A 26,101-nucleotide genomic window follows, 5' to 3' on the forward strand; every position below is an offset into this window, starting at 1 on the left:
TACTGTTTTGTGTATATTGTTTTCTGTTTTACGAGTGTTTATCGTCATGCTTTCATCCTACTGTAAAGAAGGGGTCTTATGTACTTGAAATGGTCAGGGAGATTTGAGGGGTATTCATTTGCACATTTTAAGAAGGATTTAATTTCGGGGACGATTGTTGGGATTATCGCAGTTCCCCTAGCGATGTCGTTTGCTATTGCATCAGGGGTAAAGCCGGAGTATGGCATCTATACGGCGATAATTGCAGGTATTTTAATTTCATTATTAGGCGGCTCCAAATATCAAATCGGTGGGCCAACAGGTGCGTTTGTGCCGATTTTACTTGGGATTGTGCTCGTCTATGGCTATGAAAATTTATTGATTGCCGGCTTGATGTCGGGCATTATGCTCGTTTTGATGGGGGTGTTTAAGCTCGGAACGCTCATCAAGTATATTCCGCGACCTGTGACGGTGGGCTTTACAGCAGGAATTGCCGTCATTATTTTCACAGGGCAGGTGGGCAATTTTTTAGGCTTATCGAATATGGAGCAGCATGAAAAGTTTCATATGAATGTGCTAGAGATTGCGTCCAATATTGGAACATTTAATTATTATAGTGTGGTTGTAGCAGGAATTAGCCTTTCGCTGATTTTATTAACACCGCGCCTTTTACCGAAAATTCCAGGAGCACTCATTGGCATTGTCGTGTCCACCATGATTACGGTGCTGTTTTTACAAGGACAAGTAGCGACAATTGGCTCAACATATGGCGAAATTCCAAATACTTTGCCACAATTTCAACTTCCTGAAATTACGTTTGAACGGATGTATCTCTTAATTGGTCCGGCATTTGTCATTGCAATGCTTGGCGGGATCGAGTCCTTATTATCAGCGGTTGTAGCGGATGGGATGACAAATAGCAAACATCAGAGTAATCGTGAATTAATCGGGCAGGGGGTCGCGAATATCGTGACACCATTTTTCGGGGGAATTCCTGCAACAGGAGCGATTGCTAGAACCGCCACCAATATTAAATCAGGCGCCACTTCTCCTATATCAGGCATTATCCATGGCGTCTTTGTGCTGTTGACATTAGTGTTGCTCGCACCAATGGCAATTCATATACCGCTTGCGAGCTTAGCACCCGTGCTTATGATGGTAGCTTGGAATATGAGTGAACGTCATCACTTTTTACATATTGTAAAGCTTAAATCAGGAGATTCGCTTGTGCTGGTAATTACCTTTTTATTAACTGTATTTACAAGCTTAACGTTTGCAGTGCAAGTTGGGTTAATTTTAGCGGTTGTACTATTTGCAAAACGCATGAGTAATATACTGACGGTGAAAAAGGTGCTGCCGAATTTAGAAGAGCATGGTGGCAAGTTACAATCACAAATGGTGTCAGATACACATGATTGTCCGCAAATTAGTGTCTATACAATCGACGGCCCGCTATTCTTTGGCGCGGCACAAACATTTGAACAATCGATTTTAAAGACCATTCACTATCGACCGGCTGTATTTATTATGCGTCTAGGGAATATGCCTTATATTGATTCAACTGGCGAGGAATATTTCCGTAATATCGTTCAAAACTTCCAAAGTAATGGTGGGGCCGTGTTTGTTAGTGGGGCACAGCCAAGCTTACAAACGATGCTTGAGCGCAGTGGGTTGCTTGAATTGATTGGTGCGCAACATTTTTATTCATCAACAGGAGAGGCGATTACGGAGGCCATTTCGTACATTAATCAAACGAAGTGCTTTGGCTGTAAGCATTTTGCGTTTCGAGAATGTCAGCAGCTTGCAAATGGTGAGCAATTAGAACAATCCAAACAGCTTATTGAAACAATGATTTAATCAAACAACTGTCTAAAAGAGTAACTTCTCTTTTTGGACAGTTGTTTTTTTGTGGCTATAAATCGTGTAATCCGAATATGAATAGACATCTACTCCCGCTAATTTACACGAATTGTTTTTTTCTAGCTGAAGATGATTAAAACATAGAATTTTTTCCTATACTGCATCTAGCTGTCGTAAATCCACTACTTATAGCGAACGTGCACTTGTTTTGTCAACGTGATAGGAAAAAGATTCTCGTTGCCGAATTTCGAAGCTAGAAGGAGGCGGCATGTATGAATTTTAATGTAACGATGTACCCGAATCAGCTATTAATTGTGAAGCTGTATGGGGAGCTCGATCATCATGAAACTGAAAAAATACGCGGAGATATATCAAAAGCAATTTTACAAGGAGATGTGCGGCTACTTGTTTGGAATTTAGAGCATTTGCAGTTTATGGATAGCGCAGGAATTGGATTAGTACTTGGACGAATGCGTGAACTACGAGCGGTAGATGGACAAACAATGCTGCTTAATCCGTCACCCACGATGCAAAAAATCTTTCAATTTTCAGGATTATCAAAATTTATATGTTTTGCGACAGAAGAACAGGTCATTTTACGTAGCAAGGGGGATTTTCAATGGATAACGAAATGACACTTACATTTTTAGCGCGTAGTGAAAATGAAAGTTTGGCACGTATTGCCGTTACAAGCTTTATGGCGCAATTAGATCCGACCGTTGAAGAACTATCTGAATGCAAAACAATCGTATCTGAGGCAGTCTCTAATGCGATTATTCATGGCTATGCACATAATCCAAACGGCATTATTACGGTGCATGCCACACGCCATGGTGCAGAAATTAGTGTGGTAATTAAGGATGAGGGCTGCGGTATTGCCAATATAGATCAAGCCCGTGAACCACTATATACAACGAAACCCGAGCTGGAACGTTCAGGTATGGGCTTTACGATTATGGAAAGTTTTGCGGATTTTTTACAAATCGAATCTACGCTTGGTGAAGGAACAATCATCACTTTTACAAAGCAAATTTCTCCACTGCAAGCATATGTGACATAACGATTTAAGGGGGTGGAGAAAATCGAACAGTCATCTGAAACGTTACTAACACAAGCGCATATGCGTGAGCTTATTGCACAGTCTCAACAAGGTGATACCGAGGCAAGGAAACGGATGATTGAAGGCAATACAAGGCTTGTGTGGTCGATTGTACAGCGCTTTGCATCACGTGGGGTAGAACTAGAAGATTTATTTCAAATTGGCTGTATCGGGCTGATGAAATCTGTAGATAAATTTGATTTGTCCTATGAGGTGAAATTTTCAACCTATGCCGTGCCGATGATTATCGGGGAAATCCAACGTTTTTTACGAGACGACGGGATGGTGAAAGTGAGCCGTTCAATACGCGAGCTTAATTTTAAAATTCGCCATGCGACAGATGAATATTTAAAAACAAATGAAAAATCACCTTCTATTGCAGAGCTTGCTGCGATTTTACAAGTATCACCGGATGAAATTTTAATGGCGACAGATGCCATGCGTGACCCAGCGAGCCTACACGATCAGCTGTTTGAAAATGATGGGGATTCGATTACGCTGATGGATCAAATGCGTGATGATAAATCCCAGCTTGCCTTTGATTATATTACGCTCAAAGATCTATTGAAGCGTTTAGGAAAACGAGAACAGTCGATTATTTATTTCCGCTATTATTTAGATTTAACACAGACGGAAATTGCGGACAGGCTCGGTATTTCTCAAGTACAAGTATCTCGTTTAGAGAAAAAGATTTTAGCTCAATTAAAAACATGGCTAGAACAACCAATAACAAGTAAGCGGTGAAAAAATGAAGAATCAACTATTTACATCAAAAGAAATTGCAAAAGGATTCTTTGAGTCACGCTTTGACACGGATCACACTTTTGACGTATGTGTAAAAGAAATTACAATCAAAAATCTCCCAACACTCACCGTTTATATTAGCGGATTAGTAAACGGGGACACCTTGACCAAATTGCTAGCAAATTTGCAATGGGAGTATCCTGAGGAAATTGATGATGAAAACCTCTATTTCGATGAGCATTTTAATTATCATGGCAAAGAGCCAGTAACCTCCATCGATGATTTTTTACTCGGGGTTTTAAGTGGTCGAGTTGGCTTTATCACATTGAGTGGCTATGCATTTTTGGCAGAGTTTCGTGAATACCCAGGCAGGAGCCCAGAAGAGCCGGATAATGAAAAAGTAATCCGAGGGTCTCGCGATGGCTTTGCAGAAAACGTCATTCAAAATGTAGCACTTATTCGACGGCGTATTCGTAGTACAGAGCTACGCTATCAAATGCACCATGTGTCAACATACGGTCAAACCGATGTCGTCATTGCCTATATGGATGATTTGGTAAATGAGCAGCACTTACAATGGATTATCGAGCGACTTCAACAAATTAAGCATGATGGTCTAACAATGAGTGACAAATCATTGGAGGAGTGGCTATTTAAGCAAAAATTCCATCCACTCCCATTTGTCCGTTACACTGAAAGACCGGATATCGTTGCGGCTCACTTATTAGAAGGGCATATTGCGATTATTGTTGATACATCGCCTTCTGTTATGCTCATGCCAGTGACGATGTTCCATTTATTACAGCATGCCGAGGAATATCGTCAAGCACCACTAATTGGCTCGATGATGCGCTTATTACGTTTTGGTGCAGTGCTATTAAGTTTTGTGCTATTACCATTTTGGTATTTGCTCGTCACTAATGAGCAAATTATACCCGACCAACTAGCGTATATCGGCATTAGTGAAAAAAGTAATGTGCCGCTATTTTTGCAATTGATTATCGCAGACTTCGGGATTGAGTTTTTGCGGATTGCCGCCATTCACACCCCGACGCCATTATCGACCGCAATGGGCTTAATTGCCGGGATTATTATAGGGCAAATTGCTATTGATGTAGGCTTATTTTCAAGTGAAGTGGTGCTCTATACAGCCATTAGTGCAATATTTACCTTTGCCATTCCCAATTACGAATTAAGTATTTCGGTTAAGGTATTCCGATTATTGCTACTTTCGGCCACAGCACTATTTGGCATCAATGGATTTTTCATTGGGATTTTCGGGATATTTACGTATCTATGCGCATTAAAGCCGATGAAAGTGCCCTATTTATGGCCGCTTGTTCCATTCTTTCCAAAAGCATTTTTACGAGTATTTATTCGCTTTCCAATGTCAGACGACGCATTACGGCCGTATATCATTGGCGCTAAACAGCGAAAACGCGCATGAAGGCACATTGCATGACACTCTTTCCTATGTTAAAGTTCTCATATAATATTTTGTGACTTTTAAGAATATTAGGGCGACTAATCGTAGTTAGGAGAGAATGACATGCATTTTTATGGTACACAACAAATTAACGAACAAGGCCATTTAACAATTGGTGGCGTTGACTCTGTGGAGTTAGCAAAGCAATACGGAACACCTTTATTCGTTTATGATACAGCGTTAATTCGAAAACGTGCGCGCGGCTTTATCGATACATTTGAAAAATTAGGTGTAACGGCACAAGTTGCATATGCTTCTAAAGCATTTGCCTGTGTCGCAGCGTATCAATTAGCAGCACAAGAAAACTTATCGCTTGACGTTGTATCAGGTGGCGAATTATATACTGCTATAAAAGCAGGGTTTCCAGCAGAACGCATTCACTTCCACGGTAACAATAAATCGATTGCAGAACTTGAGCTGGCATTCGATACGAAAATTGGTTGTATCGTAGTAGATAACTTTTATGAAATCGCTGTTTTAAAAGAAATCGCACAAAGCAAAAATCAAAAAATGAACGTATTATTACGTGTAACACCTGGTGTTGAAGCACATACACATGATTTTATTACAACGGGTCAAGCTGATTCAAAATTTGGCTTTGATTTAAATAATGGTCAAGCAGATGAAGCATTCCAACAAGTAGTGAATGATGAGTTCATCCAACTACTAGGCTTACATTGCCATATCGGTTCGCAAATTTTTGAAACAGAAGGCTTTAGCTTAGCTGCAGGTAAGGTTATGCAAAAAATGGGTGCTTGGAAAGAGGCGTATGGCTTTGAAGCACCCGTATTAAACTTAGGTGGCGGCTTTGGTATTCGTTATACAGCAGAAGACAAGCCGCTTGAACCTCATGAGTATGTAGCGGATATGATTAAAACCGTACAAGCAGAAAGTGTAAAGCTAGGCTTAACAATGCCTGAAATTTGGATTGAGCCAGGTCGTTCTTTAGTTGGAGACGCTGGTACATCCCTTTATACAATTGGCTCTCAAAAAACAGTACCTGGCGTGCGCGAGTATATCGCGGTTGATGGTGGGATGAGTGACAATATTCGCCCAGCATTATACGATGCAAAATATGAGGCTGTTATTGCAAACAAAGCGAACAACGCAAAAACAAGTACATATACTGTAGCAGGGAAGCTTTGTGAATCTGGTGATAAATTAATCATCGATGCGGCCTTACAAAAGGCAGAAACAGGTGATATTTTAGCGATGTTCTGTACGGGGGCATACGGCTATTCAATGGCATCAAATTACAACCGTGTCCCACGTCCAGCAGTTGTGTTTGTAGAAAATGGGGAGCATCAATTAGCAATTCAACGTGAAAGTTATGAAGATTTAGTTGTAAATGATCTGCCGTTAACATTGAAAAAGGGTGAGTAATCGTTGAAACTGTCAAAGCAGGGAAAATGGGGATTAGGGCTATTAGCGGGCATTATCTTTTGGGCGCTACTCTTCATATATGTCATTAGTCCACTAGTAAATAAACTATCAAATTAGGAAAGTATCACTTACATTGTAACGTTGGAAAATTGTGTTATTGCAATTCTCATCATCTTTTGATAGGATTTGCAATGGTAGAATTGAGGGAATGTGAAAATGTTAGTTCGGTATAAAAAATCATTAGAAAAGATTGCAATGGGATTAATTTCATTAATGCCGCAAGAAAAAGATATCAAACGCTTAATGGAAACCATTCAACAATATGATCAAAATGAAAATTGGACGTTGTATTTGTGGAAAAAGGATGAGGAATATGTAGGAACAGTTGGCATTGTGGAAGAAAACGATGTCGCAACATTGCAACATATTACGGTAATTCCTTCTTATCGAGGCGAAGGTGTAGCGATGGAAATGCTGCAAGAGCTTAAGGACATGGGCTATAACAAAATTGTCGCCAATGATGAGACACATTCATTTGTTCAAAAGTGTATACCAATATTAAATAACGAAGCGGATTGATAACTTAGCTTCAGCATAAAAAGATGAAATGGTTGTTGCACCATTTCATCTTTTTTTGTGCTAATCAGGCGTTTTCCTTATTGACCTTTATTTTTTTATTCGCTTCACGCAGAGCAATAATATCCGAACGGTCACGTAGCATATGCTTATTCAGTAGAAAGTGGGAATCAAGTAAAGGTGTTGCTGCGATTTTTTCTTGCACGACCACTTGAAGCTTAGGATGGGTAATCGGAATTTTTAGTCGTGTGAAAGTTTCTTTCGCCTCGATTTTCTTTAGATGTCTCTGCATATCTACCAGCAATTGCTCAAGGTCGATATAGTCAAAATAACATGAATTTTTGTTGTGCTTAAAATTATGGAGCGCTTTTTGCATAATTCGTGCGGCACCATTGAAATTTTCGCGACGCCAATGATACATACCTGTAGCAAGCTGGACATAGCCTACAAGTGAGTGAAGTTTTTCACCAGGAGCGACCTCCTTCCAATATTCTTCTAATACTTCATGGCATTCAAAATAGTCCTCATTGCCGTTAAAATAAGCGCAATAATCGATAAATAGTGGGTGAAACAAAGGATGCATTGTAAACTCCTTTCGAATATACTTAATGATGGGTTCAAACAAATGATACCAATGCGTGTTGTAAGTTTTAGTATAACATGTACCCAATCATTATCATTTATGGTTTTACGATATTCACATGCTTAATGATGCAATTGCCCGGAATATTAAAAGATAGGTGACTTAAATATGTCTTATGAAGTAAAGCTAGAGGTATTTAGTGGACCGCTGGATTTATTGTTACATTTAATTAATCGCTTGGAAATTGATATTTATGATATCCCAATGGCCGAGCTGACGGAACAATATATTGACCATATCCATGCTATGCAAACGCTGGAGCTAAACGAAGCAAGCGAATACTTAGTCATGGCGGCCACATTACTTGCGATTAAAAGCCGCATGCTCATTCCGATAAACGAAGGCGAAATCGATGTGGAGGAATTTGAAGTAGATGAAGTCGATCCCCGTGAGGAATTAGTAGCACGCTTAATTGAATACAAAAAATACAAGGAAGCCGCTGTTCAATTACAAGAGCTTGAAAGCGAACGAGGGCAAGTATTTACAAAGGCTCCTGCTGATTTGTCGGAGTATATGCCGAAAGAACAACTGACATTATTCGATACAAATGTCAATGTGTATGATATGTTAAGCGCATTTCAAAAATTAATGCGTCGCAAGCAGTTGAAAAAACCACTATCAACAAGCATCGCGCGTCAAGAAATTTCAGTAAAGGAACAAATGCATACGGTCGTCAATATTTTAAAGCATTCCGGTGGGAAAATGATGTTTTCACAGTTATTCGAATCCGATGACAAACCGATGCTTGTCCTGACATTCCTAACATTGTTGGAGCTGATGAAGCGCCAAGTTGTCTTCGTGGTACAAGAAAAAAACTTTGATGACTTATCGCTATTGCTGAAGAAGGAGGAAATTGACGATGAATTCGAACAAGTTATTGAGCCGAATTGAGGCGTTATTATTCGTAGCTGGCGATGAAGGAATGACAGCAAAACAGCTTGCCCAATATATAGAAGTAGAAGTAATGGATATTGAGGCAGGGCTAAGTGAGCTACAATCACAGTATGAGGAGGAGGCTTCACGTGGCATCACATTAAAAGAGCTGGCGGGGATGTATCAATTAACAACAAAGCCCGATGTCGCCAATACATTGAAAAAATTAATTGAAAATCCAACGAACCAAGTATTAACGGCCGCTTCCTTAGAAGTACTTGCCATCATTGCGTACAAGCAGCCGATTACTCGTGCAGAGATAGAGGATATACGTGGGGTAAAAAGTGAGCGACCTATTGCAACCCTCGTCTCGCGTGCATTAGCTCAAGAGGTAGGACGAGCAGAAGGAACCGGCCGTGCTATTTTATATGGGACAACGAAGGAATTTCTAAATTATTTTGGCTTAAAAAATATTCAAGAGCTTCCACCCTTGCCAGAGGATGTGGATGCAGAAGAGGAACAACCGACGGATTTATTTTTATCGAAATTCCAGGAAACATTTAATCAAAATTAAAGGAGTGGCCCGTTGAAGAAATGGATTGTAAGTTTAGTTGTGATGCTGTTCTTTGGTTTTCATTCTATTCAAGTAAATGCTGCCTCAGCAAGCTATGTCGTGATTGATGCTGAAAATGGTCGTACATTGGTAGGACAAAATGAACACGAGCGCTTACCAATCGCGAGCTTAACAAAAATTTGGACGGCTTTAATTGTGCTAGAACAAAGTGAACTAACAGATTTAGTGTATGTCTCCAATCGTGCAGCTTTAGTAGAAGGTTCTTCCATTTATCTAGAACAAGGACAAACCTATACAATTGACTATTTAGTGCATGGTTTAATGATGCAATCAGGCAATGACGCAGCGACCGCATTGGCCGAGCATGTAGGGGGCTCTGTAGAAGGTTTTGTTCGTTTAATGAATGAAAAAGCACAAGCCTATCAATTGAACAACACTTATTTCACCAATCCAACGGGCTTACATGATGAAAAGCATTTATCATCTGCCTATGATACAGCGAAAATGCTACAAATCGCGATGCAAAATGAAAAATTTCAAAAAATCGCTTCAACAAAAGTTTTTTCACAAGGTATGACTTGGAAAAACAAGCATCGCTTACTGCATGAAGATGTAGGGGCTATCGCTGGAAAAACAGGTTATACAAAGGTAGCAAGTCGCACACTTGCTACTTTTTTTAAACGGGAACAAAAATCATTCGTAGTCGTTACATTGAATGAAGGAAATGATTGGTTTATTCATAAGGAATTGGCAAATTATATTGATGCGAATTTTTCGAATGAAGTAATTGTAAAAAGAGGAATATACAAAACAAATGGCCTAACTGTTGAAGTAAAAGAGCCAATCGAAATGCTGATGCGAAAAGGCGAAAAGTCGGAGCTACAGCATATCTTATATGTCTCTAGGCATCCGAAATCCACTCGGGCTGCGTGGCGCGTATTGGATGGTAAGCAAGTTGTCGCTTCCAAACTTGTACAAATTAAGTCTCGTTAAGCGGCACAGAGGATAGCAATGAACCTAGATAAAGCATATTCTCTTTTCTAATATAACGAAGTATGACATAATCAAAAACGTAAAAACTGTGAATGCGTACGCTGAGAAGCTTGCGTTATTTGCGAATTATCAATCAATGAGGTGAACTTATGGAACGATTACAGAAAGTGATTGCATACGCAGGTGTTGCATCACGACGTAAAGCAGAGCAATTAATCGTAGAAGGTAAAGTAAAGGTCAATGGAAAAGTGATTAAAGAACTTGGAACAAAAGTTTCTAATTCAGATGAAATTGAAGTTGAGGGCGTGAAATTAGAAAAAGAAGATAAAGTTTACTTCTTATTATATAAACCACGTGGCTATATCTCAGCTGTTACGGACGACAAAGGACGCAAAACCGTAACGGATATTTTTAAAAAGCACGTACATCAACGTATTTTCCCAGTAGGACGTTTAGACTATGATACAACAGGTTTACTATTATTAACGAATGATGGGGAATTTTCAAACTTAATGACCCATCCAAAATTCAAAATCGACAAAACGTATATCGCACGTGTAAAGGGCGTACCAACAAAGCAAGGTTTAATGAAGCTACAAGGTGGTATAAAGCTAGAAGATGGTAAAACAGCACCAGCGAAAGTAAGTATGACAAGTTTCGATGAAAAAGCAGGCAAAGCCATTTGTGAAATTACCATTCATGAAGGTCGTAACCGTCAAGTACGTCGTATGTTTGAAGCGATTGGTACACCTGTCGTGAAATTAAAACGTGAACGCTTTGCTTTCCTTGATTTAACAGGTCTTTCACCAGGTGAATACCGTCAGTTAACGAAGCACGAAGTTAAATTATTACGTGTATTAGCGGAAACAGGTAAAATTGATTCCAATAGATAGATAGTGGAAACGTTCATAAAGGATTCAAAATAAAGCAATTTCTATTTTGTAATTATTTGCTATAATAGGCAACAGAAGTTGTGAAAAGGAAGGAGGTTTTCCTGTTTTGGAACAAAAGAAAAAACGTTCGATTATGCGCGGTGTGATTCTTGTCATTTTAGCGATCGCCATTGGATATACTGTATACGCCGCCATAACGAAAGATAAAATAGAAATCATTGCTGCTGGTGCAGAGGCGCCAGATTTTGAAGTAATCGATTTAAATGGTGAAAAACATCGCCTTAAAGATTATAAAGGACAAGGTGTTTTGTTAAATTTCTGGGGTACATGGTGTGCGCCTTGTGAACGAGAATTCCCCGCAATGGAACGTCAATACGAACCCTTTAAAGAGCAGGGCGTTCAAATTATTGCTGTCAATTTTGCGCAATCCGAATTTGAAGTAGAAAAATATGTGACGAATATGGGCATGACTTTCCCCGTCGCAATCGATAAAACAAAAAGTGTATTCACAGCCTATAATATCGGGCCACTGCCAACTTCGATTTTTATTAAGCCAGATGGTACGATTGATCGTATAATAACAGGTGAAATGAGCGAGGTAGAAATCATTCAATATTTAGAATCGATAAAGCCAGAATAGGAGTTTTTACGCAATGAATAAAATACTTTGTGAATGCGGGCATGAAAATCTGGAAGGCACAAAGCTCTGTCAAAAATGTGGCTCCCCTCTAACAGAAGAGGAAAAGGGCAAAAAAATTGCAGACATGCGCTATGAAGGAACAGCCATCCGTTCAAAAACTTATAATAAGTCAGTAATTGATAAAATTTGGAATTTCTTTTCAAGCGTTAAAGTTGGGATTTCACTCATTATCATCAATTTAATAGCAGCATCGATTGGTACGATTTTGCCTCAAGAGTTTTACATAAGTGTAGCGACTGAGGAAGAAAAGAAGCAATATTATTCAGATGTTTATGGTTGGTTCGGTGAAGTTTACTATGCTTTAGGTTTATCGGATCTTTATTCATCCCTATGGTTCCAAATACTTGTATTAATGTTAGGTGTGTCCATCATTATTGCCAGTATCGACCGAGGTTTCCCGTTACATAAATCTTTAACAAATCAACGAGTAAAACGACATATTAATTTCATGAAGCGTCAGCGTATTGTAGCAAACGGTGCTGTTACTGAGCAGCAAGAGCAGACGTTAGAGTTAGTCGAACAAAAATTAAAAGCGTTAAAATACAATGTGCGTCGTGAAGATAAGGCTATCATGGCTGAAAAGGGGCGCTTTTCTCGTTATGGTGCTTATGTCAATCACGTTGGTTTAATCGTCTTTATCGTGGGCGTAATGTTGCATTTAGTCCCGGGCTTTTACGTCGATGAATCGATGTGGCTACGTGAAGGTGAAACACGTGCGATTCCAGGCATGGACGGTTATTTCTTAAAAAATGAAAAATTCATATTAGAAACCTATGATAATGATCCACAGGGAGAGCAGCTAAAGCAAGGGGTTAATACGATGGCGAAAAACTATCAAACAAATGTAACCTTGTATAAGCAGGCAGACGATGCCGTTCCAGGACAAGCGGATAATTTACAAGAAGTGAAAAGCTATGAAATCCGAGTGAACCATCCATTAAAGCATGAGGGATATGCAGTTTATCAAATGGATTATCGCTTAAATGAGTTAAAAACGATGATATTTGATTTGTCGAATAAAGCAACAGACGAATCACTTGGTCAAATTAGCATCGATTTAGCGAATCCACAAGATGAATATGATTTAGGCAATGGTGCGAAAGTTCGCTTAATGGGCTACTACCCTGACTTCTCAGGCTTTAAAGAGGGTGTACCACAAACAGCATCACAAACACCGAATAACCCAGCCTTCATCTTCAAAATGTATACGCCTGAAACGCCAGATGGAGAAACAAGCTTTGTAGCGATTCAGCAAACGCTTGAACCAGATGGAGAAAATATCTATAAAATGAAGTTTGCAAACGTAGAAATGCGTAATATGTCAGGTTTAATGGTTCGCTATGATAAAACGATCCCAATGCTATTTGTGGGGGGGATTATTTTCATGATTGGTGTAGCGATTGGCTCATATTGGAATCACCGCCGTATTTGGATTGAACAACTGGCAGATGGTACAGTGCGTTTAGCGGCCCACACGAATAAAAACTGGTTTGGTATGAAGAAGGATTTGGATGCGTTAACGAGCCATGCCCATTTACCACACTATGTGGATCAACAGGAACTAGAAAATAATGAAAATGCTGAAATAGAAAAGGATGGTAAAACCTTATGAGTTTAATCGATTTAAGCGGTAACTTGTTGTACGTTGCGTTTATCTGCTATTTAATCGGAACATTTTTCTTTGCGGGTGCGATTAAAGAAAAAAATGATACTGCAGCAAGTCGTGCAGACAAATTTGGTAAAATCGCAATTTTCGTAACAATCATTGGTTTTGTAGCGCAATTAGGTTACTTCATTACACGTTGGATCTATACAGGACATGCTCCTGTAAGTAATATGTTTGAATTTACGACGGCATTTGGGATGTTTATTGTGCTATCGTTTATCGTTCTTTACTTCATGTATAAAGTTTCCGTGCTAGGCGTAGTGGCACTTCCAATTGCGTTATTAATTATTGCCTATGCGGCGATGTTCCCAAGTGAGGTAAGTCCACTTGTACCGTCATTACAAAGTCATTGGTTAACGATTCACGTAATTACAGCCGCATTTGCTCAATCCATTTTTGCCATTAGTGCGGTTGCTGGTTTAGCTTATTTATTGAAAAATGTCGACATGACGAAAAAATCAAAAGAAAGCTTTTGGTTAGAGACAGTGATGTTCTGCTGTGTGCTTGTCATCGGCTTTATTGTTGCAACCATTACTTTTTCCGCGATGGATTACAAAGCGGAATTTGAATATGTTGATACATTAGATCAAGTAAGCAAATCAACTTATACAATGCCTCCCTTATTTGGGATGAATGAATATAAAGAGCTTTCAGAAAATAAAATGACGCCACTTATAGAATTACCAGCAGTAATTGATGCCCGTAAATTAACGACGGTTGTATGGTCTGTTCTTTTTGGTACAATCTTATACGGTTTCATCCGTTTAATTTTCCGCAAAAAAGTGGCAGTAATGCTGCAACCATTAGTAAAACGTGTGAACTCTACTTTATTAGATGAAATTGCTTATCGTGCGATTTTAATTGCTTTCCCAATCTTTACATTAGGAGCGCTGATTTTTGCGATGATTTGGGCACAAAAAGCATGGGGCCGTTTCTGGGGGTGGGACCCAAAAGAAGTATGGGCACTTATTACGTGGTTATTCTATGCAGCCTTCTTACACTTACGCCTTTCAAAAGGATGGGAAGGAAAGAAAACAGCTTGGTTAACAGTAATCGGATTTGTCATTATTATCTTTAACTTAGTTGTTGTAAACTTAGTCATCGCTGGTTTACATTCATACGCATAAAATTAACAAAATATCATATTTTTAGAAAAGTTCTTCCTTATTCGGTCGAGCTTTTCTTTTCAATTGCCATTCAAACAGGTACAATAGAAAGAGAAACAGAGTTTTGAAAGGGGTAACACCAGTGTCTGAAAATATATCTGTATTAATTGTTGATGATGAAGATCGTATTCGTCGCTTACTAAAAATGTATTTAGAACGTGAAGGCTATTTTGTTGAAGAGGCCGAAAATGGAGAACAGGCGCTTGAAATGGCTATGGAAAAAGATTATCACTGTATTCTTTTAGATATTATGATGCCTGAAAAAGATGGACTAGAAGTATGCGCGGAGTTACGTGAAAAGAAAACGACCCCAATCGTATTACTTACAGCAAAAGGTGAAGAAGCAAACCGTGTACAAGGGTTCGAGCTTGGCGCGGATGATTATATTGTAAAACCATTTAGTCCACGCGAGGTTGTGCTACGAGTAAAAGCCATTTTACGCCGCTCAGCTGTATTCTCACCAGTAAATAATGCATCGTCATCAAAGGATTTAGTCGTGTTTCCACATTTAACGATTGACCATGATGCGCACCGAGTGACAGCTGATGGCACAGAAGTTAACTTAACACCAAAAGAGTATGAGTTACTTTACTTCTTAGCAAAATCGCCAGACAAAGTATTCGACCGTGAGCAATTATTAAAAGAAGTTTGGCATTATGACTTCTTTGGTGACTTACGTACGGTCGATACGCATGTTAAGCGCTTACGTGAAAAATTAAATCGTGTTTCTGAAAATGCGGCGAAAATGATCGTAACGGTTTGGGGCGTCGGCTATAAGTTCGAGGTCGTGAATGATTAGAATAGCAACAAGTATCGTCGGGAAGCTATGGGGAACCATTTTGCTTCTCGTTTCGTTTGTCCTGTTTATTTTTACGATTTTTATGTTAGAGCTATTACAGCAATATAATAATGAACAATCCGAAATGTCCCTGCGTCAAACGGCGGCAGCCATCGTGAGCATTGTAGATCATAATGAATTAGACGAAAAGCAGTTTGCCATTATTTCTGAATTATTAACAGAAACAACGAATGTGCTCATAGCCAAAAATTCCGATGAAGTACTTTATTCTGTTCAGGAGGGCGTCAACAAAGAAGCCATTCAGGAGAAGATAATTTCAAGTAAGGCATTTGAGCAGGTATACGCTACCAATGAGCCGATTGTAAAAGAACTATCCCTGCCATCGAACACCCATGAAGATAAAAATAGCATGTACATCGTGCTTGGATTCCCCTTAAAGAGTGAGGCAGAAACACATGGCGCGGTTTTTATCTACAAAAATCCAGACGCACTGCACCAGTCAAGTAAGGAAACGACCAAAATTGTCTTTATCGCAGCGGCTATCGCCTTTGTACTAACAACAATTTTTGCTTTCTTCTTATCTTCTAAAATTACGTTACCGCTACGAAAAATGCGCGAACATGCCTTTGAGCTGGCGAAGGGGCGCTTTGATTCGAAATTAGATACAAAGCAAAATGACGAAATCGGTCAGTTGGCGGTCGCATTTAACCAGATGGGACGCCAATTGAAGCATCATTTAGAAGTAATCAATCAAGAAAAAGAGCAATTGTCGAGTGTCTTAACCTCAATGTCCGATGCGGTGATTACGTTTAACCGGGATAAGACGATTTTAGTAAGCAACCCACCTGCAGAGCGCATGCTACAAAAATGGTTTGTGACATCCGGTTTAGATAGCTCAAAACCGATTCCAGTTGAGTTTTATCGTATGCTTGACCATGTGTTAAGCTTTGAAGATCAGCTTGAAGAAGAGCTAGAAATTGGCAAATCCTATTACAGTATTTCCATTAGTCCACTCTACAGCGGAGAGTCGATTCGTGGAGCGGTTGCAGTCATTCGTGATAAAACGGAAGAAACAAAGCTCGAAAAGTTAAAATCTGATTTTATCGCCAATGTTTCACATGAATTGCGTACGCCTATCGCGATGCTACAGGGTTATTCGGAAGCGATTATAGATGGTGTTGTGGAATCTGATGAAGAACGGAATGACATGATTCGTGTCATTCACGATGAATCGCAGCGCATGAGCCGATTAGTAACAGATTTACTCGATTTAGCTCGTATGGAATCGGGATATATGACGCTTTATAAAGATGATGTACCACTTGTTTCGGTCATTGACCGGATGACCCATAAATTCGACCAGCGTGCGAAGGAACTACAGGTGGATTTGAAATTTAAAACGACAATTCCAAAAGAAACGATTATCCCGATAGACGAAGACCGTATCGAACAAGTACTAACTAATTTAATCGATAACGCCATTCGTCATACTTCACAAAATGGCTCGGTCACGGTGTCAATTTCAGAAGAGCAAGGCTTTGCGAAAATCGAAGTGAGCGATACGGGTCAAGGGATTCCACAAGATGATTTACCGTATGTATTTGAACGCTTCTATAAAGCGGATAAAGCCCGCACTCGTTCAAAAGGCGGTACAGGTCTTGGTTTAGCCATTACTAAAAATATCGTAGAAGCACATAAAGGAAAAATCGCCGTAACAAGCGTAGAACAACAAGGCACGACGTTTACATTCCATTTGCCGCTTAATTAAATACGTGGTAGTTGAATGAATGCTACTTTTTAAATTCACCATTTATAATTGAATGGTGAATTTAATTTTTTATCGTTCAATATCTATAAAACTTACCATAATTACGATAAACTTAATGCAGAATGTAACTTTTATAGTGTTGAAACGACAAATTAATGAAATGGAGGTGGGATGGGTGCAACAATCCATTTTCCATCGATTATACGCTTCGTATCATCAAGATGTTTTTAATTTTTTGTTTTATCTAGTGAAGAACCGCACAGCTGCTGAGGATCTCTCACATGAAGTTTATATAAGGGTGTTGAATGCCTATGATCGCTTTGAAGGGAAAAGCAGTGAGAAAACCTGGCTCTTTTCCATCGCAAAAAATGTTGCGATCGATTACTTTCGGAAAAAGCAAGTTCGGGACAAACATGCATTTACCGCTTTTGATTGGGAGACGGAGCAGCTCGTATCATCTAGCCCATCACCTGAACAGTCTGTTGAATTTAGTGAACAAATGAGACAGCTGCTAGAAGCGCTTGAGCAATGTACAGGCGATCAAAAAATGGTCGTGATTATGCGTTTTATACAAGAGTTGTCAATTCAGGAGACTGCTGAAATACTAGGCTGGACGCAAGGAAAAGTGAAAACCACACAGCATCGGGCTTTAAAGAATTTACGCTTACTAATGGAGCAGCAAGATGGAAAGGGGGCGAATTCATTATGAACAAAGAGCCGTGGAAAGAAGAAGATTTAGAAAACCTTTTCAAACAAGCACCAAAAGTAACCGATCATCGAACAAAAGATGAAGTATTACAGCGCTTAATCGATGAAGGGGTATTTAATGAACAACCGCCTCAACAGCAAAAATCAGCGAGAAGAGGGATTCGCTGGACGCCATTAATCGCCTCGATTGCCTCATTATTTATTTTAGTAGTAGTAGGCGCTCAATTTATCGGGCAGAACTCCATTTCAATGGATAATCGTGCACATGATGAAGTTAAAATAGAATCAAAAAGTGAAGCTATGGAAGCAGAAATGGCTAACGATGAATCAGCAGTGATGTCAACTCGAGCAGTGTTCGATGCAGCGGCACAGCAAACACTTGTGTACGAATCGCAATTAGAAGGGGTTACCCTATTTGAAGTAGGCTTATTGGATGGAGCAGAAAGTATACCCGTAAGCTTTTTAATTCCAAATGAGGTCGTCGTCAATAATACGGGTACAGAGCATCCAACGAAACAGCAATTATATGAAGCATTTGCATCACAAATAGATGAAACGGCTTTAGGCTTTAGCGGCTATCAACCATTACAAGATCAACAGGGCTCAAATAATTATGTTGCCTATCAAAAAGAAGATGGCTCCTCTTATTTAAGTCCGAATCTCCATATGAGCTATTCAACCGTTGAAGATGCATTGAGCAATATGACGATTGAAGTAAATGAAAGCTATCAAACGGTCATTTTACCAGAAGTGACATTTCATACAGATGTAAATGAAGATATCGTCACAATTACATTTGATCAGCCACTGGATTTAACGCAATTTGAGCCAACAGCTGCGATGCGGATGATTGAAGGCATGCTTTTAACAGCGGCAAGCTTTAATAAGCAAATTAAATTTGAGCAAATTGTGCAAGAGAATTGGAGTGGTTTTGACTTTAAAAGCCCTTTAGAAAAGCCGATTGCCGCCAATATTGTATTTCATAACTTTCAATAATTCAAATGAATTTACTCGGAATTGTAAGCAAAGGGCTTTACAATTCCGTTTTTTATTTTATAATAGAAATTGTAGTAAAGTTATTTATACTTTACGAAAATTTCATATTGATTCATCTTCGGGGCAGGGTGTAATTCCCGACCGGCGGTAATAAAAGTGTCAACCTCTGACCATTCACTTGGAGGACGTTGCGTCAAAGCTTTTTCAGCCCGCGAGCCACATTTTTGTGTGCAGGATTTGGTGTGATTCCAAAGCCGACAGTAGAGTCTGGATGGGAGAAGATGAAGGTACGGTCGTCATTTTATGAAAATGTCGCGTATTTGTAGTACCAATGTATCCGCTTATATAAATGGGTGCTATTCTTTTTGTGTACGCAAAAAGAATGATAGACTACAAACATGCGAATAGACTCTTATTTAAGTGTGCCTATTTCTCCCTTATGCTTATTTTGCATAAGGGTTTTTTCATGAGATGGTGTGGATCGTCCTTTCTTCTTGCGAGACTGAATCAGCAAAGAGGAGAGAGTGCAAATGCAAAAAAGAAGTTTAAAGTTACGCTCGTTCGTAACAATTGCGATGCTTAGTGGGGTATCATTCGTATTGATGCTATTAAATTTCCCACTACCATGGTTCCCAGTGTTTTTACAAATCGATTTCAGTGATGTGCCAGCATTAATTGCGGCGATTACAATGGGACCGGTAGCTGGTATTATCGTCGAGCTTGTAAAAAATGTGCTTGATTGGATTTATACTGGTACGCCAGAGGGAATTCCAGTAGGTCATATGGCCAACTTTGCGACAGGTGTATTATTCATTTTACCAGCGTACTTTATCTATAAAAAATTCCCTTCAGTGAAAGGGTTAATGTCAGGCCTAGTTGTTTCGACTGTCGTCATGTCACTAGGTATGGCGGTATTAAATTATGTCGCGTTTTTACCACTTTACACGTATTTACTAGGCTTTGAATATAATATGTATGAAACGATTGTTTTAGGGATTTTGCCATTTAACATTGTCAAAGGGATCATTATGTTAGTTGTGGTCACAATGCTTTATCGGACAATGCGCGCATGGATTGAAAATCAACGTAAACAATATTCACTTTAATAAACAGATGAAAAGCTATAGACATACAGGAACCTACTGTATGCTATAGCTTTTTTGTTATTCCTTTGATAATAGGTGGATAGCATTGTAGTAAGAGCGGTTAATAATAACAAATTGCTATTGAATTCAATGCGATAGCCTGTTATTATTAGGACTATTGTTGAAAGAATCGATATATTCACATTATTAGACAACATAGAAAAACATCATAGGAGCGAATGAAATGGAGAAAAAAATACCATTTTCAACATACGCAGTGATTGGTACGATGCTGTTCGGTATGTTTTTTGGGGCAGGAAATTTAATTTTCCCTATTCAAATGGGGCAGCTAGCCGGGACGAACTATTGGCTAGCATTAACAGGGTTTTTAGTAACGGCAATCGGCTTACCGTTTTTAGGGATATTGGCGATTGGTCTATCGGGAAGTAATGGCCTACGTGATTTAGCGGGCAAAGTTCATCCGTTATTTGGGGTAGTTTTTGCATTAGCGCTTTACTTAACAATTGGTCCGTTCTTTGCGATTCCACGTACAGCGACAGTGCCATTCGTTGTAGGGTTTGAACCGTTTATTGATCCGTCACAAATGAAAATTTGGCTAGCGGTCTTTAGCTTTGTGTTCTTTGCTATCGTGTTTTATTTTTCATTGAATCCAGCGAAAGTGATGGATGTGATTGGGAAATATTTAACTCCGGCGTTTTTGCTATTTTTATTTATTTTAATTAGCATTAGTCTATTTTCGCCGATGGGGAGCTTTGTAGAGCCGGCGGGTAGCTATATTAACGAAGCGTTTATGACGGGCTTTAAAGAAGGCTATAATACAATGGATGCCCTTGCGTCACTGGCATTCGGGATTATCGTCATTAATGCGATTAAACGCGCAGGCATCACGGATAAAAAAGAGATTGCCAAAGCAACGTGGAAATCAGGTATTTTTGCCATGGCCTTAATGATGCTGATTTATGGGTTGATTGCTTATATGGGTGCCTCTAGTGTGACGGTGATTGGTACGTTTGATAATGGTGGACAAATTTTCGCAGCAGTAGCGGATCATTATTTTGGTTCGTATGGGGCGATTTTATTAGCGATTATTATCGTGCTTGCCTGTTTGAAGACGAGTATAGGGTTAATTACAGCTTGTAGTGAATTTTTCCATGAGGTGTTTCCGAAAATTAGTTATAAAACGTTTGTCATTGTTCTTTGCGTGGTGTCGTTTACAATTGCTAACTTTGGCTTAACGAATATTATTACGTATGCGATTCCAGTATTAATGTTCTTATATCCGCTTGCAATTGTGCTTATTATATTAGCGTTAGTAGGACCGCTATTTCAATATAAGCAGCAGGTATTTGCGGTGGCGATGTTATTTACTTTCTTTATTAGTTTAATTGATGGCTACAATGCATTAGTGGCAAGTGTGCCGGCTTTTGAAGTAGGCTTCTTAACGAGTTTAGCGGAGATTTATGCCGATTTGTTGCCGTTTTATTCGATTGGATTAGGATGGATTGTTCCTGCTATTGTGGGCGCGGTCATTGGTTATTTGATAACATTATTTAAATAAAAACAAGCGTGAACGGATGGATACGTTCGCGCTTGTTTTTTTGAGGGATTAATGTACATCCCGTTTTTGGAAGTTCCCGCCTTTAACTTCGATTACCTCATAAACGGTTACAAATGCTGATGGGTCAATTTCGCGGATAATTGTTTTCATTTTACTTTCTTCCATACGGTTGATAATGCATGTAATTTCTTTGAATTCCTGGTTCGAATAAGCACCTTGAACGGTATTAATCGTTGCGCTACGACCAAGGCGATCGCGAATCGTTTCGACCATATTGACCGGTTCGGTAGTAATAATTTTAAATGATTTCGAACCGCTTAAACCTTCTTCTACAATTAGGATGACTTTAGATGCGATGTAATAAGCGATAGCCGATAATAATGCGCCTTTGAAGCCGAATACGGTAGCGACAATAATGAAGACAAAGAAGTTTAAAAATAAGATTAAATCACTTGTACCGAATGGTAACTTACGAGAAAGTAAGACGGCAAGCATATCAATCCCATCTAATGCCCCGCCATTACGTAAAGCAATCCCCATACCGAAGCCGATAATAATACCACCTGCAACCGTTACAAGAAGCGCATCTCCTTTAATGATTGTAGGAACATGGTGCATTAATGACGTACCGATTGCTAAGGAAATAATCCCGATAACGGAATTAATGGCAAAACTTTTACCAATTTGCTTATACCCCAAATAAATAAATGGAATATTGAGTACAGCAATTAGTATCCCGAGTGAAAGCGGTGTTAGTTGTGATATTACGATACTAATTCCTGTAACCCCACCATCAGATACATTATTTGGGATTAAAACAGCCTCTAAACCATAAGCGGCGATTAATCCGCCTAGGATAATGAAAAATTTTTGTGTAAGTGATTTCGATATTTGATGTTTTTTCATAAATCTCCTCCTGACCAACTCCTGCTAATAATTATACATGAATACCGAGGTGATTTCTTTCTGTTGCTCTGAATGACGGGAATTTATGCTCAAAAAAGAAAACGGATAAGAATTATTTGATATTACACCTATTTTTGGTAAATGAACTAGAATGAAAGAATCGATTATTTCAAAATTTCTCTGGTAAAAAATGTTTTATGAACAATAAAATATAGTATTGTAAGATGGTGCATTGATAAAATAAAGTAAGGGAATAGTGCGAGAAGAGAAGAGGTATTTAACATGACAGAAGAAAATGCGGTACACAATTTAACTTGGAAACGTGACATTACATTATTTTTAAGTAGCCAAACCATTTCGCTATTTGGCTCATCGCTCGTACAATATGCAATGATGTGGTATATCACGCTATCAACACAATCCGGTATGATGATGACAATTTATATTATTTGTGGCTTTATCCCGACATTTATACTGTCGCCAGTAGCGGGTGTATGGGCAGATCGCTATAGTCGTAAAAAATTGATTGTTTATGCGGATGGAATGATTGCTGTATCGACATTGATTTTGGCTATCTTATTTTTGATGGGCTATGACTCGATTTGGTTATTATTCGTTATGGCGGTGATTAGGGCACTTGGTACGGGAATTCAAACACCTGCTGTCAGTGCGATATTACCTCAAATTGTGCCAGAAGAGCACTTAATGCGTGTGAATGGTATCAATGGCACGATTCAGGCAATCATTATGTTTGTTTCGCCAATGGTTAGTGCAGCGCTGTTGACTCTAACGACAATGCAAGTAATCTTTTTTATTGACGTAATTACTGCTGCAATTGCGATTGTTGTGATTGTTACATTGTTAAAAATTCCGTTGCATAAAAAGGCAGCGAGTAATGAACCAATTGGTTACTTACAAGATTTTAAATTGGGGATTGACTATATTCGCAAGCATCCATTTTTAAAAAGCTTTTTTGTATTCTTTGCACTGTTGTTTGTCATGATGGCGCCCGCTGCATTTTTAACGCCACTACAAGTGACGCGAACATTTGGGGATGATATTTGGCGTTTAACGGCGATTGAGATTGCCTTTTCAGTCGGGATGATGATTGGTGGTGGGATTATTGCTGCTTGGGGTGGCTTTAAGAACCGCATTTACACAATGATGTTTGCTGGAGTTATCATGAGTATTTGTACCATTCTACTAGGTGTGTTACCAATTTTTACATTGTACTTAGTAGCAATGGGGATTTTCGGTTTATCGATGCCAATTTTCAACACACCAACGATGACGATCATACAGGAAAAAGTGGATTCGGATTATTTGGGTCGTGTATTTGGTGTATTTGGGATGATTTCGACGTCGATGATGCCGCTTGGGATGTTAGTGTTCGGGCCTTTAGCGGATATTGTTTCTGTTGAGCAGCTTCTTATTGGGACTGGTGTAGCGATGTTAATTGTCACTGTCTGTATCAAGTTAAGCAAGGCATTAATTGAAGCGGGAAAACCAACGATGAAAACAGAATAATCAATGGAAAGCCATTTACTACGTGTAATCATATAGTAAATGGCTTTTTTTGTTTAGAAATCTCACGTGAATCAGCTGAATATTTCTGAAAAACATTCGAAAACTGAGATGAAATCCATCTAAAAACAATATGTTAGTTTTTATAACATTAAATTGACAAATTATCTTACGTTGCTTTAAAGTAATAATCAAGAAAGGGAGGCGAGCTGATGAGTCGAGAGTTTCGAAGAGCAATGCCGTTATTGCCAATAAGCATGGTCATGCAATTAACCGAATTAACGGCTAGACAAATTCGCTACTACGAAGAACACGAGCTAATCATCCCTGCCAGATCAGAAGGGAACAGGAGGATGTTTTCTTTAGATGATATCGATGCGTTACTAGAAATTAGAGAATTACTAGAACAAGGCATTAATATGGCGGGCATTAAAAAGGTGTTTGCGATGCGAAATAATACTTATGTTAGAAATTCTGACGTTATTGGAATGTCGGATGCAGAATTACGCTCCATATTACGCGAGGAAATGCAGCAGGCGCAGGCAGCTAAAAAAACTTCGCTACGACAAGGTGACTTATCGCGTTTCTTCCAATCTAACTTGATTCAGCGGGGTTCAAATCCTGGCTGAATCAAAGGAACTCAGGCTAAGAACGCCTAAGGTAATGGATAAATGAGCAATAACCATTAAAAAGGAGAGTGTTGAAGTATGACAAATATAGTGGTAAATGGAACAAGTAAGTTATCAAAAGAGGACATCCAAAAAATCGTTGTGGATAAAAACGTGAAGTTTATTCGTCTACAATTTACAGATATTTTAGGTACAATTAAAAATGTTGAAATTCCAGTAAGCCAATTAGAAAAAGCGTTAGATAATAAAATGATGTTCGATGGTTCATCAATCGAAGGCTTTGTACGTATTGAAGAATCTGACATGTACTTACGCCCAGACTTGGATAGTTTCATGATTTTCCCTTGGACAGCTGAAAAAGGGAAGGTAGCACGCTTAATTTGTGATATCGCTCGTCCTGATGGTACGCCATTTGAAGGGGATCCTCGTTCAAACTTAAAACGGATGTTAAAGGAAATGGAAGCACTTGGTTTCACAGGCTTCAACTTAGGGCCAGAGCCAGAGTTTTTCTTATTCAAATTAGATGAAAAGGGCGAGCCGACTTTAGAATTAAATGATGATGGCGGTTACTTCGATTTAGCACCAACAGATTTAGGAGAAAACTGCCGTCGCGATATCGTATTAGAGCTTGAAGAAATGGGCTTTGAAATTGAGGCGTCTCACCATGAGGTAGCTCCTGGTCAGCACGAAATTGATTTTAAATATGCAAACGCAGTAGAAGCATGTGATAACATCCAAACGTTTAAATTAGTTGTTAAAACGATTGCACGTAAACACGGCTTACATGCCACATTCATGCCAAAACCATTATTCGGTGTGAACGGTTCGGGCATGCACTTTAACTTATCATTATTCCAAGGCGACAAAAACGCATTTTGGGATGAAGGGGCAGACTTACAATTATCAAAAACAGCGAAACATTTCATGGCGGGTGTATTAAAGCACGTACAAGGTTTCACGGCTGTTACAAATCCAATTGTCAACTCTTATAAGCGCTTAGTACCAGGCTATGAAGCACCATGTTATGTGGCATGGTCAGCACAAAACCGTTCACCATTAATTCGTATTCCGGCTTCACGTGGATTATCAACTCGTATCGAATTACGTTCAGTTGACCCATCGGCAAATCCCTACTTAGCGATGGCTGTCATTTTAGCAGCGGGTTTAGATGGCGTGAAAAACGAAATCGAGCCACCAGCACCAATTGATCGCAACATCTATGTGATGAATGCCGAGGAGCGCGCGATAAATGGGATTGATAGCTTACCAGGTTCTTTAGATGTAGCATTAGCCACATTAGCAAAAGACCAAGTAATCATTGATGCGTTAGGTGATCATATTTATGCAAACTTCAAGGAAGCGAAAGAAGTAGAGTTCGATATGTTCCGCACAACCGTTACACAGTGGGAACGTGACCAATATATGAAGATGTATTAATGAAAAAGCGTTGGAGTGATTGGCTCCAACGCTTT

Annotated in this window: 25 protein-coding genes and 1 riboswitch; of the genes, 23 read left to right on the forward strand and 2 right to left on the reverse strand. The window is 39.2% G+C overall.

Translation table 11 applies throughout. From position 1 onward, the window contains the following. Positions 1-78 precede the first annotated feature (78 nt). The 7 genes from MKX47_RS05865 to MKX47_RS05895 all read left to right on the forward strand — a co-directional run bounded on the left by MKX47_RS05865 (position 79) and on the right by MKX47_RS05895 (position 7,130). On the forward strand, positions 79-1,836 hold the full coding sequence (locus MKX47_RS05865) for a SulP family inorganic anion transporter (protein WP_340772141.1): 1,758 nt from the start codon (positions 79-81) through the stop codon (positions 1,834-1,836). A 275-nt stretch (positions 1,837-2,111) separates the two neighbouring features. Then, the gene (locus MKX47_RS05870) at positions 2,112-2,474 is read left to right on the forward strand and encodes an STAS domain-containing protein (RefSeq protein WP_340772142.1); all 363 of its coding nucleotides are present in this window, start codon (positions 2,112-2,114) and stop codon (positions 2,472-2,474) included. After that, positions 2,459-2,899: an anti-sigma F factor gene (gene spoIIAB, locus MKX47_RS05875; RefSeq protein ID WP_340772143.1), complete on the forward strand. Its 441-nt coding sequence runs from the start codon at positions 2,459-2,461 to the stop codon at positions 2,897-2,899. The genes MKX47_RS05870 and spoIIAB overlap by 16 nt, the downstream gene beginning before the upstream one ends. A 12-nt stretch (positions 2,900-2,911) precedes the next feature. Further along, positions 2,912-3,682, forward strand: a complete 771-nt coding sequence (locus tag MKX47_RS05880) for a SigF/SigG family RNA polymerase sporulation sigma factor (RefSeq protein WP_340772144.1) — start codon at positions 2,912-2,914, stop codon at positions 3,680-3,682. Between the two features lie 4 nt (positions 3,683-3,686). Then, positions 3,687-5,129 (forward strand): spore germination protein, encoded by a 1,443-nt coding sequence (locus tag MKX47_RS05885; RefSeq protein WP_340772145.1) that lies wholly within the window; start codon positions 3,687-3,689, stop codon positions 5,127-5,129. 102 nt (positions 5,130-5,231) lie between these two features. After that, positions 5,232-6,551, forward strand: a complete 1,320-nt coding sequence (lysA, locus tag MKX47_RS05890) for a diaminopimelate decarboxylase (protein ID WP_340772146.1) — start codon at positions 5,232-5,234, stop codon at positions 6,549-6,551. Positions 6,552-6,767: 216 nt separating this feature from the next. After that, on the forward strand, positions 6,768-7,130 hold the full coding sequence (locus tag MKX47_RS05895) for a GNAT family N-acetyltransferase (RefSeq protein ID WP_340772148.1): 363 nt from the start codon (positions 6,768-6,770) through the stop codon (positions 7,128-7,130). A gap of 64 nt (positions 7,131-7,194) precedes the next feature. On the opposite strand, the gene MKX47_RS05900 is transcribed toward MKX47_RS05895, so the two are convergent. After that, positions 7,195-7,710, reverse strand: a complete 516-nt coding sequence (locus MKX47_RS05900; RefSeq protein ID WP_340772149.1) for a DUF309 domain-containing protein — start codon at positions 7,708-7,710, stop codon at positions 7,195-7,197. Between the two features lie 168 nt (positions 7,711-7,878). Between MKX47_RS05900 and MKX47_RS05905 the strand changes: the two genes are divergently transcribed. From MKX47_RS05905 to brnQ, 13 genes are all read left to right on the forward strand, one after another. Continuing rightward, entirely contained in the window at positions 7,879-8,661 is a 783-nt protein-coding gene (locus MKX47_RS05905) for a segregation/condensation protein A (RefSeq protein ID WP_340772151.1), read from the forward strand. Further along, positions 8,630-9,217 carry an SMC-Scp complex subunit ScpB gene (gene scpB, locus MKX47_RS05910; protein WP_340772152.1) on the forward strand — a complete coding sequence of 196 codons (588 nt, stop codon included), beginning with the start codon at positions 8,630-8,632 and terminating at the stop codon, positions 9,215-9,217. The genes MKX47_RS05905 and scpB overlap by 32 nt, the downstream gene beginning before the upstream one ends. A gap of 12 nt (positions 9,218-9,229) precedes the next feature. Further along, the gene (locus MKX47_RS05915; RefSeq protein ID WP_340772153.1) at positions 9,230-10,210 is read left to right on the forward strand and encodes a D-alanyl-D-alanine carboxypeptidase family protein; all 981 of its coding nucleotides are present in this window, start codon (positions 9,230-9,232) and stop codon (positions 10,208-10,210) included. Positions 10,211-10,359: 149 nt separating this feature from the next. Then, positions 10,360-11,103, forward strand: a complete 744-nt coding sequence (locus MKX47_RS05920) for a pseudouridine synthase (protein WP_340772154.1) — start codon at positions 10,360-10,362, stop codon at positions 11,101-11,103. Positions 11,104-11,209: 106 nt separating this feature from the next. Further along, positions 11,210-11,743 carry a thiol-disulfide oxidoreductase ResA gene (gene resA / locus MKX47_RS05925; protein ID WP_340772155.1) on the forward strand — a complete coding sequence of 178 codons (534 nt, stop codon included), beginning with the start codon at positions 11,210-11,212 and terminating at the stop codon, positions 11,741-11,743. Between the two features lie 13 nt (positions 11,744-11,756). Beyond that, positions 11,757-13,415 (forward strand): cytochrome c biogenesis protein ResB, encoded by a 1,659-nt coding sequence (locus tag MKX47_RS05930; protein WP_340772156.1) that lies wholly within the window; start codon positions 11,757-11,759, stop codon positions 13,413-13,415. Further along, positions 13,412-14,596 carry a c-type cytochrome biogenesis protein CcsB gene (gene ccsB / locus MKX47_RS05935; RefSeq protein ID WP_340772157.1) on the forward strand — a complete coding sequence of 395 codons (1,185 nt, stop codon included), beginning with the start codon at positions 13,412-13,414 and terminating at the stop codon, positions 14,594-14,596. The genes MKX47_RS05930 and ccsB overlap by 4 nt, the downstream gene beginning before the upstream one ends. Before the next feature lie 121 nt (positions 14,597-14,717). Then, positions 14,718-15,434, forward strand: a complete 717-nt coding sequence (locus tag MKX47_RS05940; protein ID WP_340772158.1) for a response regulator transcription factor — start codon at positions 14,718-14,720, stop codon at positions 15,432-15,434. Continuing rightward, on the forward strand, positions 15,427-17,202 hold the full coding sequence (locus MKX47_RS05945; protein ID WP_340772159.1) for an ATP-binding protein: 1,776 nt from the start codon (positions 15,427-15,429) through the stop codon (positions 17,200-17,202). The genes MKX47_RS05940 and MKX47_RS05945 overlap by 8 nt, the downstream gene beginning before the upstream one ends. Positions 17,203-17,377: 175 nt before the next feature. Continuing rightward, positions 17,378-17,911, forward strand: a complete 534-nt coding sequence (gene sigX / locus MKX47_RS05950; RefSeq protein ID WP_340772160.1) for an RNA polymerase sigma factor SigX — start codon at positions 17,378-17,380, stop codon at positions 17,909-17,911. Continuing rightward, positions 17,908-18,906: a hypothetical protein gene (locus tag MKX47_RS05955; RefSeq protein WP_340772161.1), complete on the forward strand. Its 999-nt coding sequence runs from the start codon at positions 17,908-17,910 to the stop codon at positions 18,904-18,906. The genes sigX and MKX47_RS05955 overlap by 4 nt, the downstream gene beginning before the upstream one ends. A gap of 110 nt (positions 18,907-19,016) precedes the next feature. Then, a riboswitch (FMN riboswitch) is annotated at positions 19,017-19,193 on the forward strand. A 243-nt stretch (positions 19,194-19,436) separates the two neighbouring features. Beyond that, entirely contained in the window at positions 19,437-20,012 is a 576-nt protein-coding gene (locus MKX47_RS05960; RefSeq protein ID WP_340772163.1) for an ECF transporter S component, read from the forward strand. A gap of 223 nt (positions 20,013-20,235) precedes the next feature. Continuing rightward, positions 20,236-21,570, forward strand: coding sequence for a branched-chain amino acid transport system II carrier protein (brnQ, locus tag MKX47_RS05965; protein WP_340772164.1), 1,335 nt, complete (start codon positions 20,236-20,238; stop codon positions 21,568-21,570). Positions 21,571-21,618: 48 nt separating this feature from the next. Here brnQ and MKX47_RS05970 read toward each other — a convergent pair whose 3' ends face one another. Then, positions 21,619-22,476, reverse strand: a complete 858-nt coding sequence (locus tag MKX47_RS05970; protein ID WP_340772166.1) for a YitT family protein — start codon at positions 22,474-22,476, stop codon at positions 21,619-21,621. A 282-nt stretch (positions 22,477-22,758) separates the two neighbouring features. Here MKX47_RS05970 and MKX47_RS05975 point away from each other — a divergent pair, with 282 nt between their 5' ends. From MKX47_RS05975 to glnA, 3 genes are all read left to right on the forward strand, one after another. Beyond that, positions 22,759-24,003 (forward strand): MFS transporter, encoded by a 1,245-nt coding sequence (locus tag MKX47_RS05975; protein ID WP_340772167.1) that lies wholly within the window; start codon positions 22,759-22,761, stop codon positions 24,001-24,003. A gap of 209 nt (positions 24,004-24,212) precedes the next feature. Next, positions 24,213-24,629 (forward strand): MerR family transcriptional regulator, encoded by a 417-nt coding sequence (locus tag MKX47_RS05980; protein WP_340772168.1) that lies wholly within the window; start codon positions 24,213-24,215, stop codon positions 24,627-24,629. Positions 24,630-24,707: 78 nt separating this feature from the next. Next, on the forward strand, positions 24,708-26,066 hold the full coding sequence (gene glnA / locus MKX47_RS05985; RefSeq protein WP_340772169.1) for a type I glutamate--ammonia ligase: 1,359 nt from the start codon (positions 24,708-24,710) through the stop codon (positions 26,064-26,066). Positions 26,067-26,101 lie beyond the last annotated feature (35 nt).

This window comes from Solibacillus sp. FSL R7-0668 (assembly GCF_038006205.1).
Lineage (GTDB): Bacteria > Bacillota > Bacilli > Bacillales_A > Planococcaceae > Solibacillus.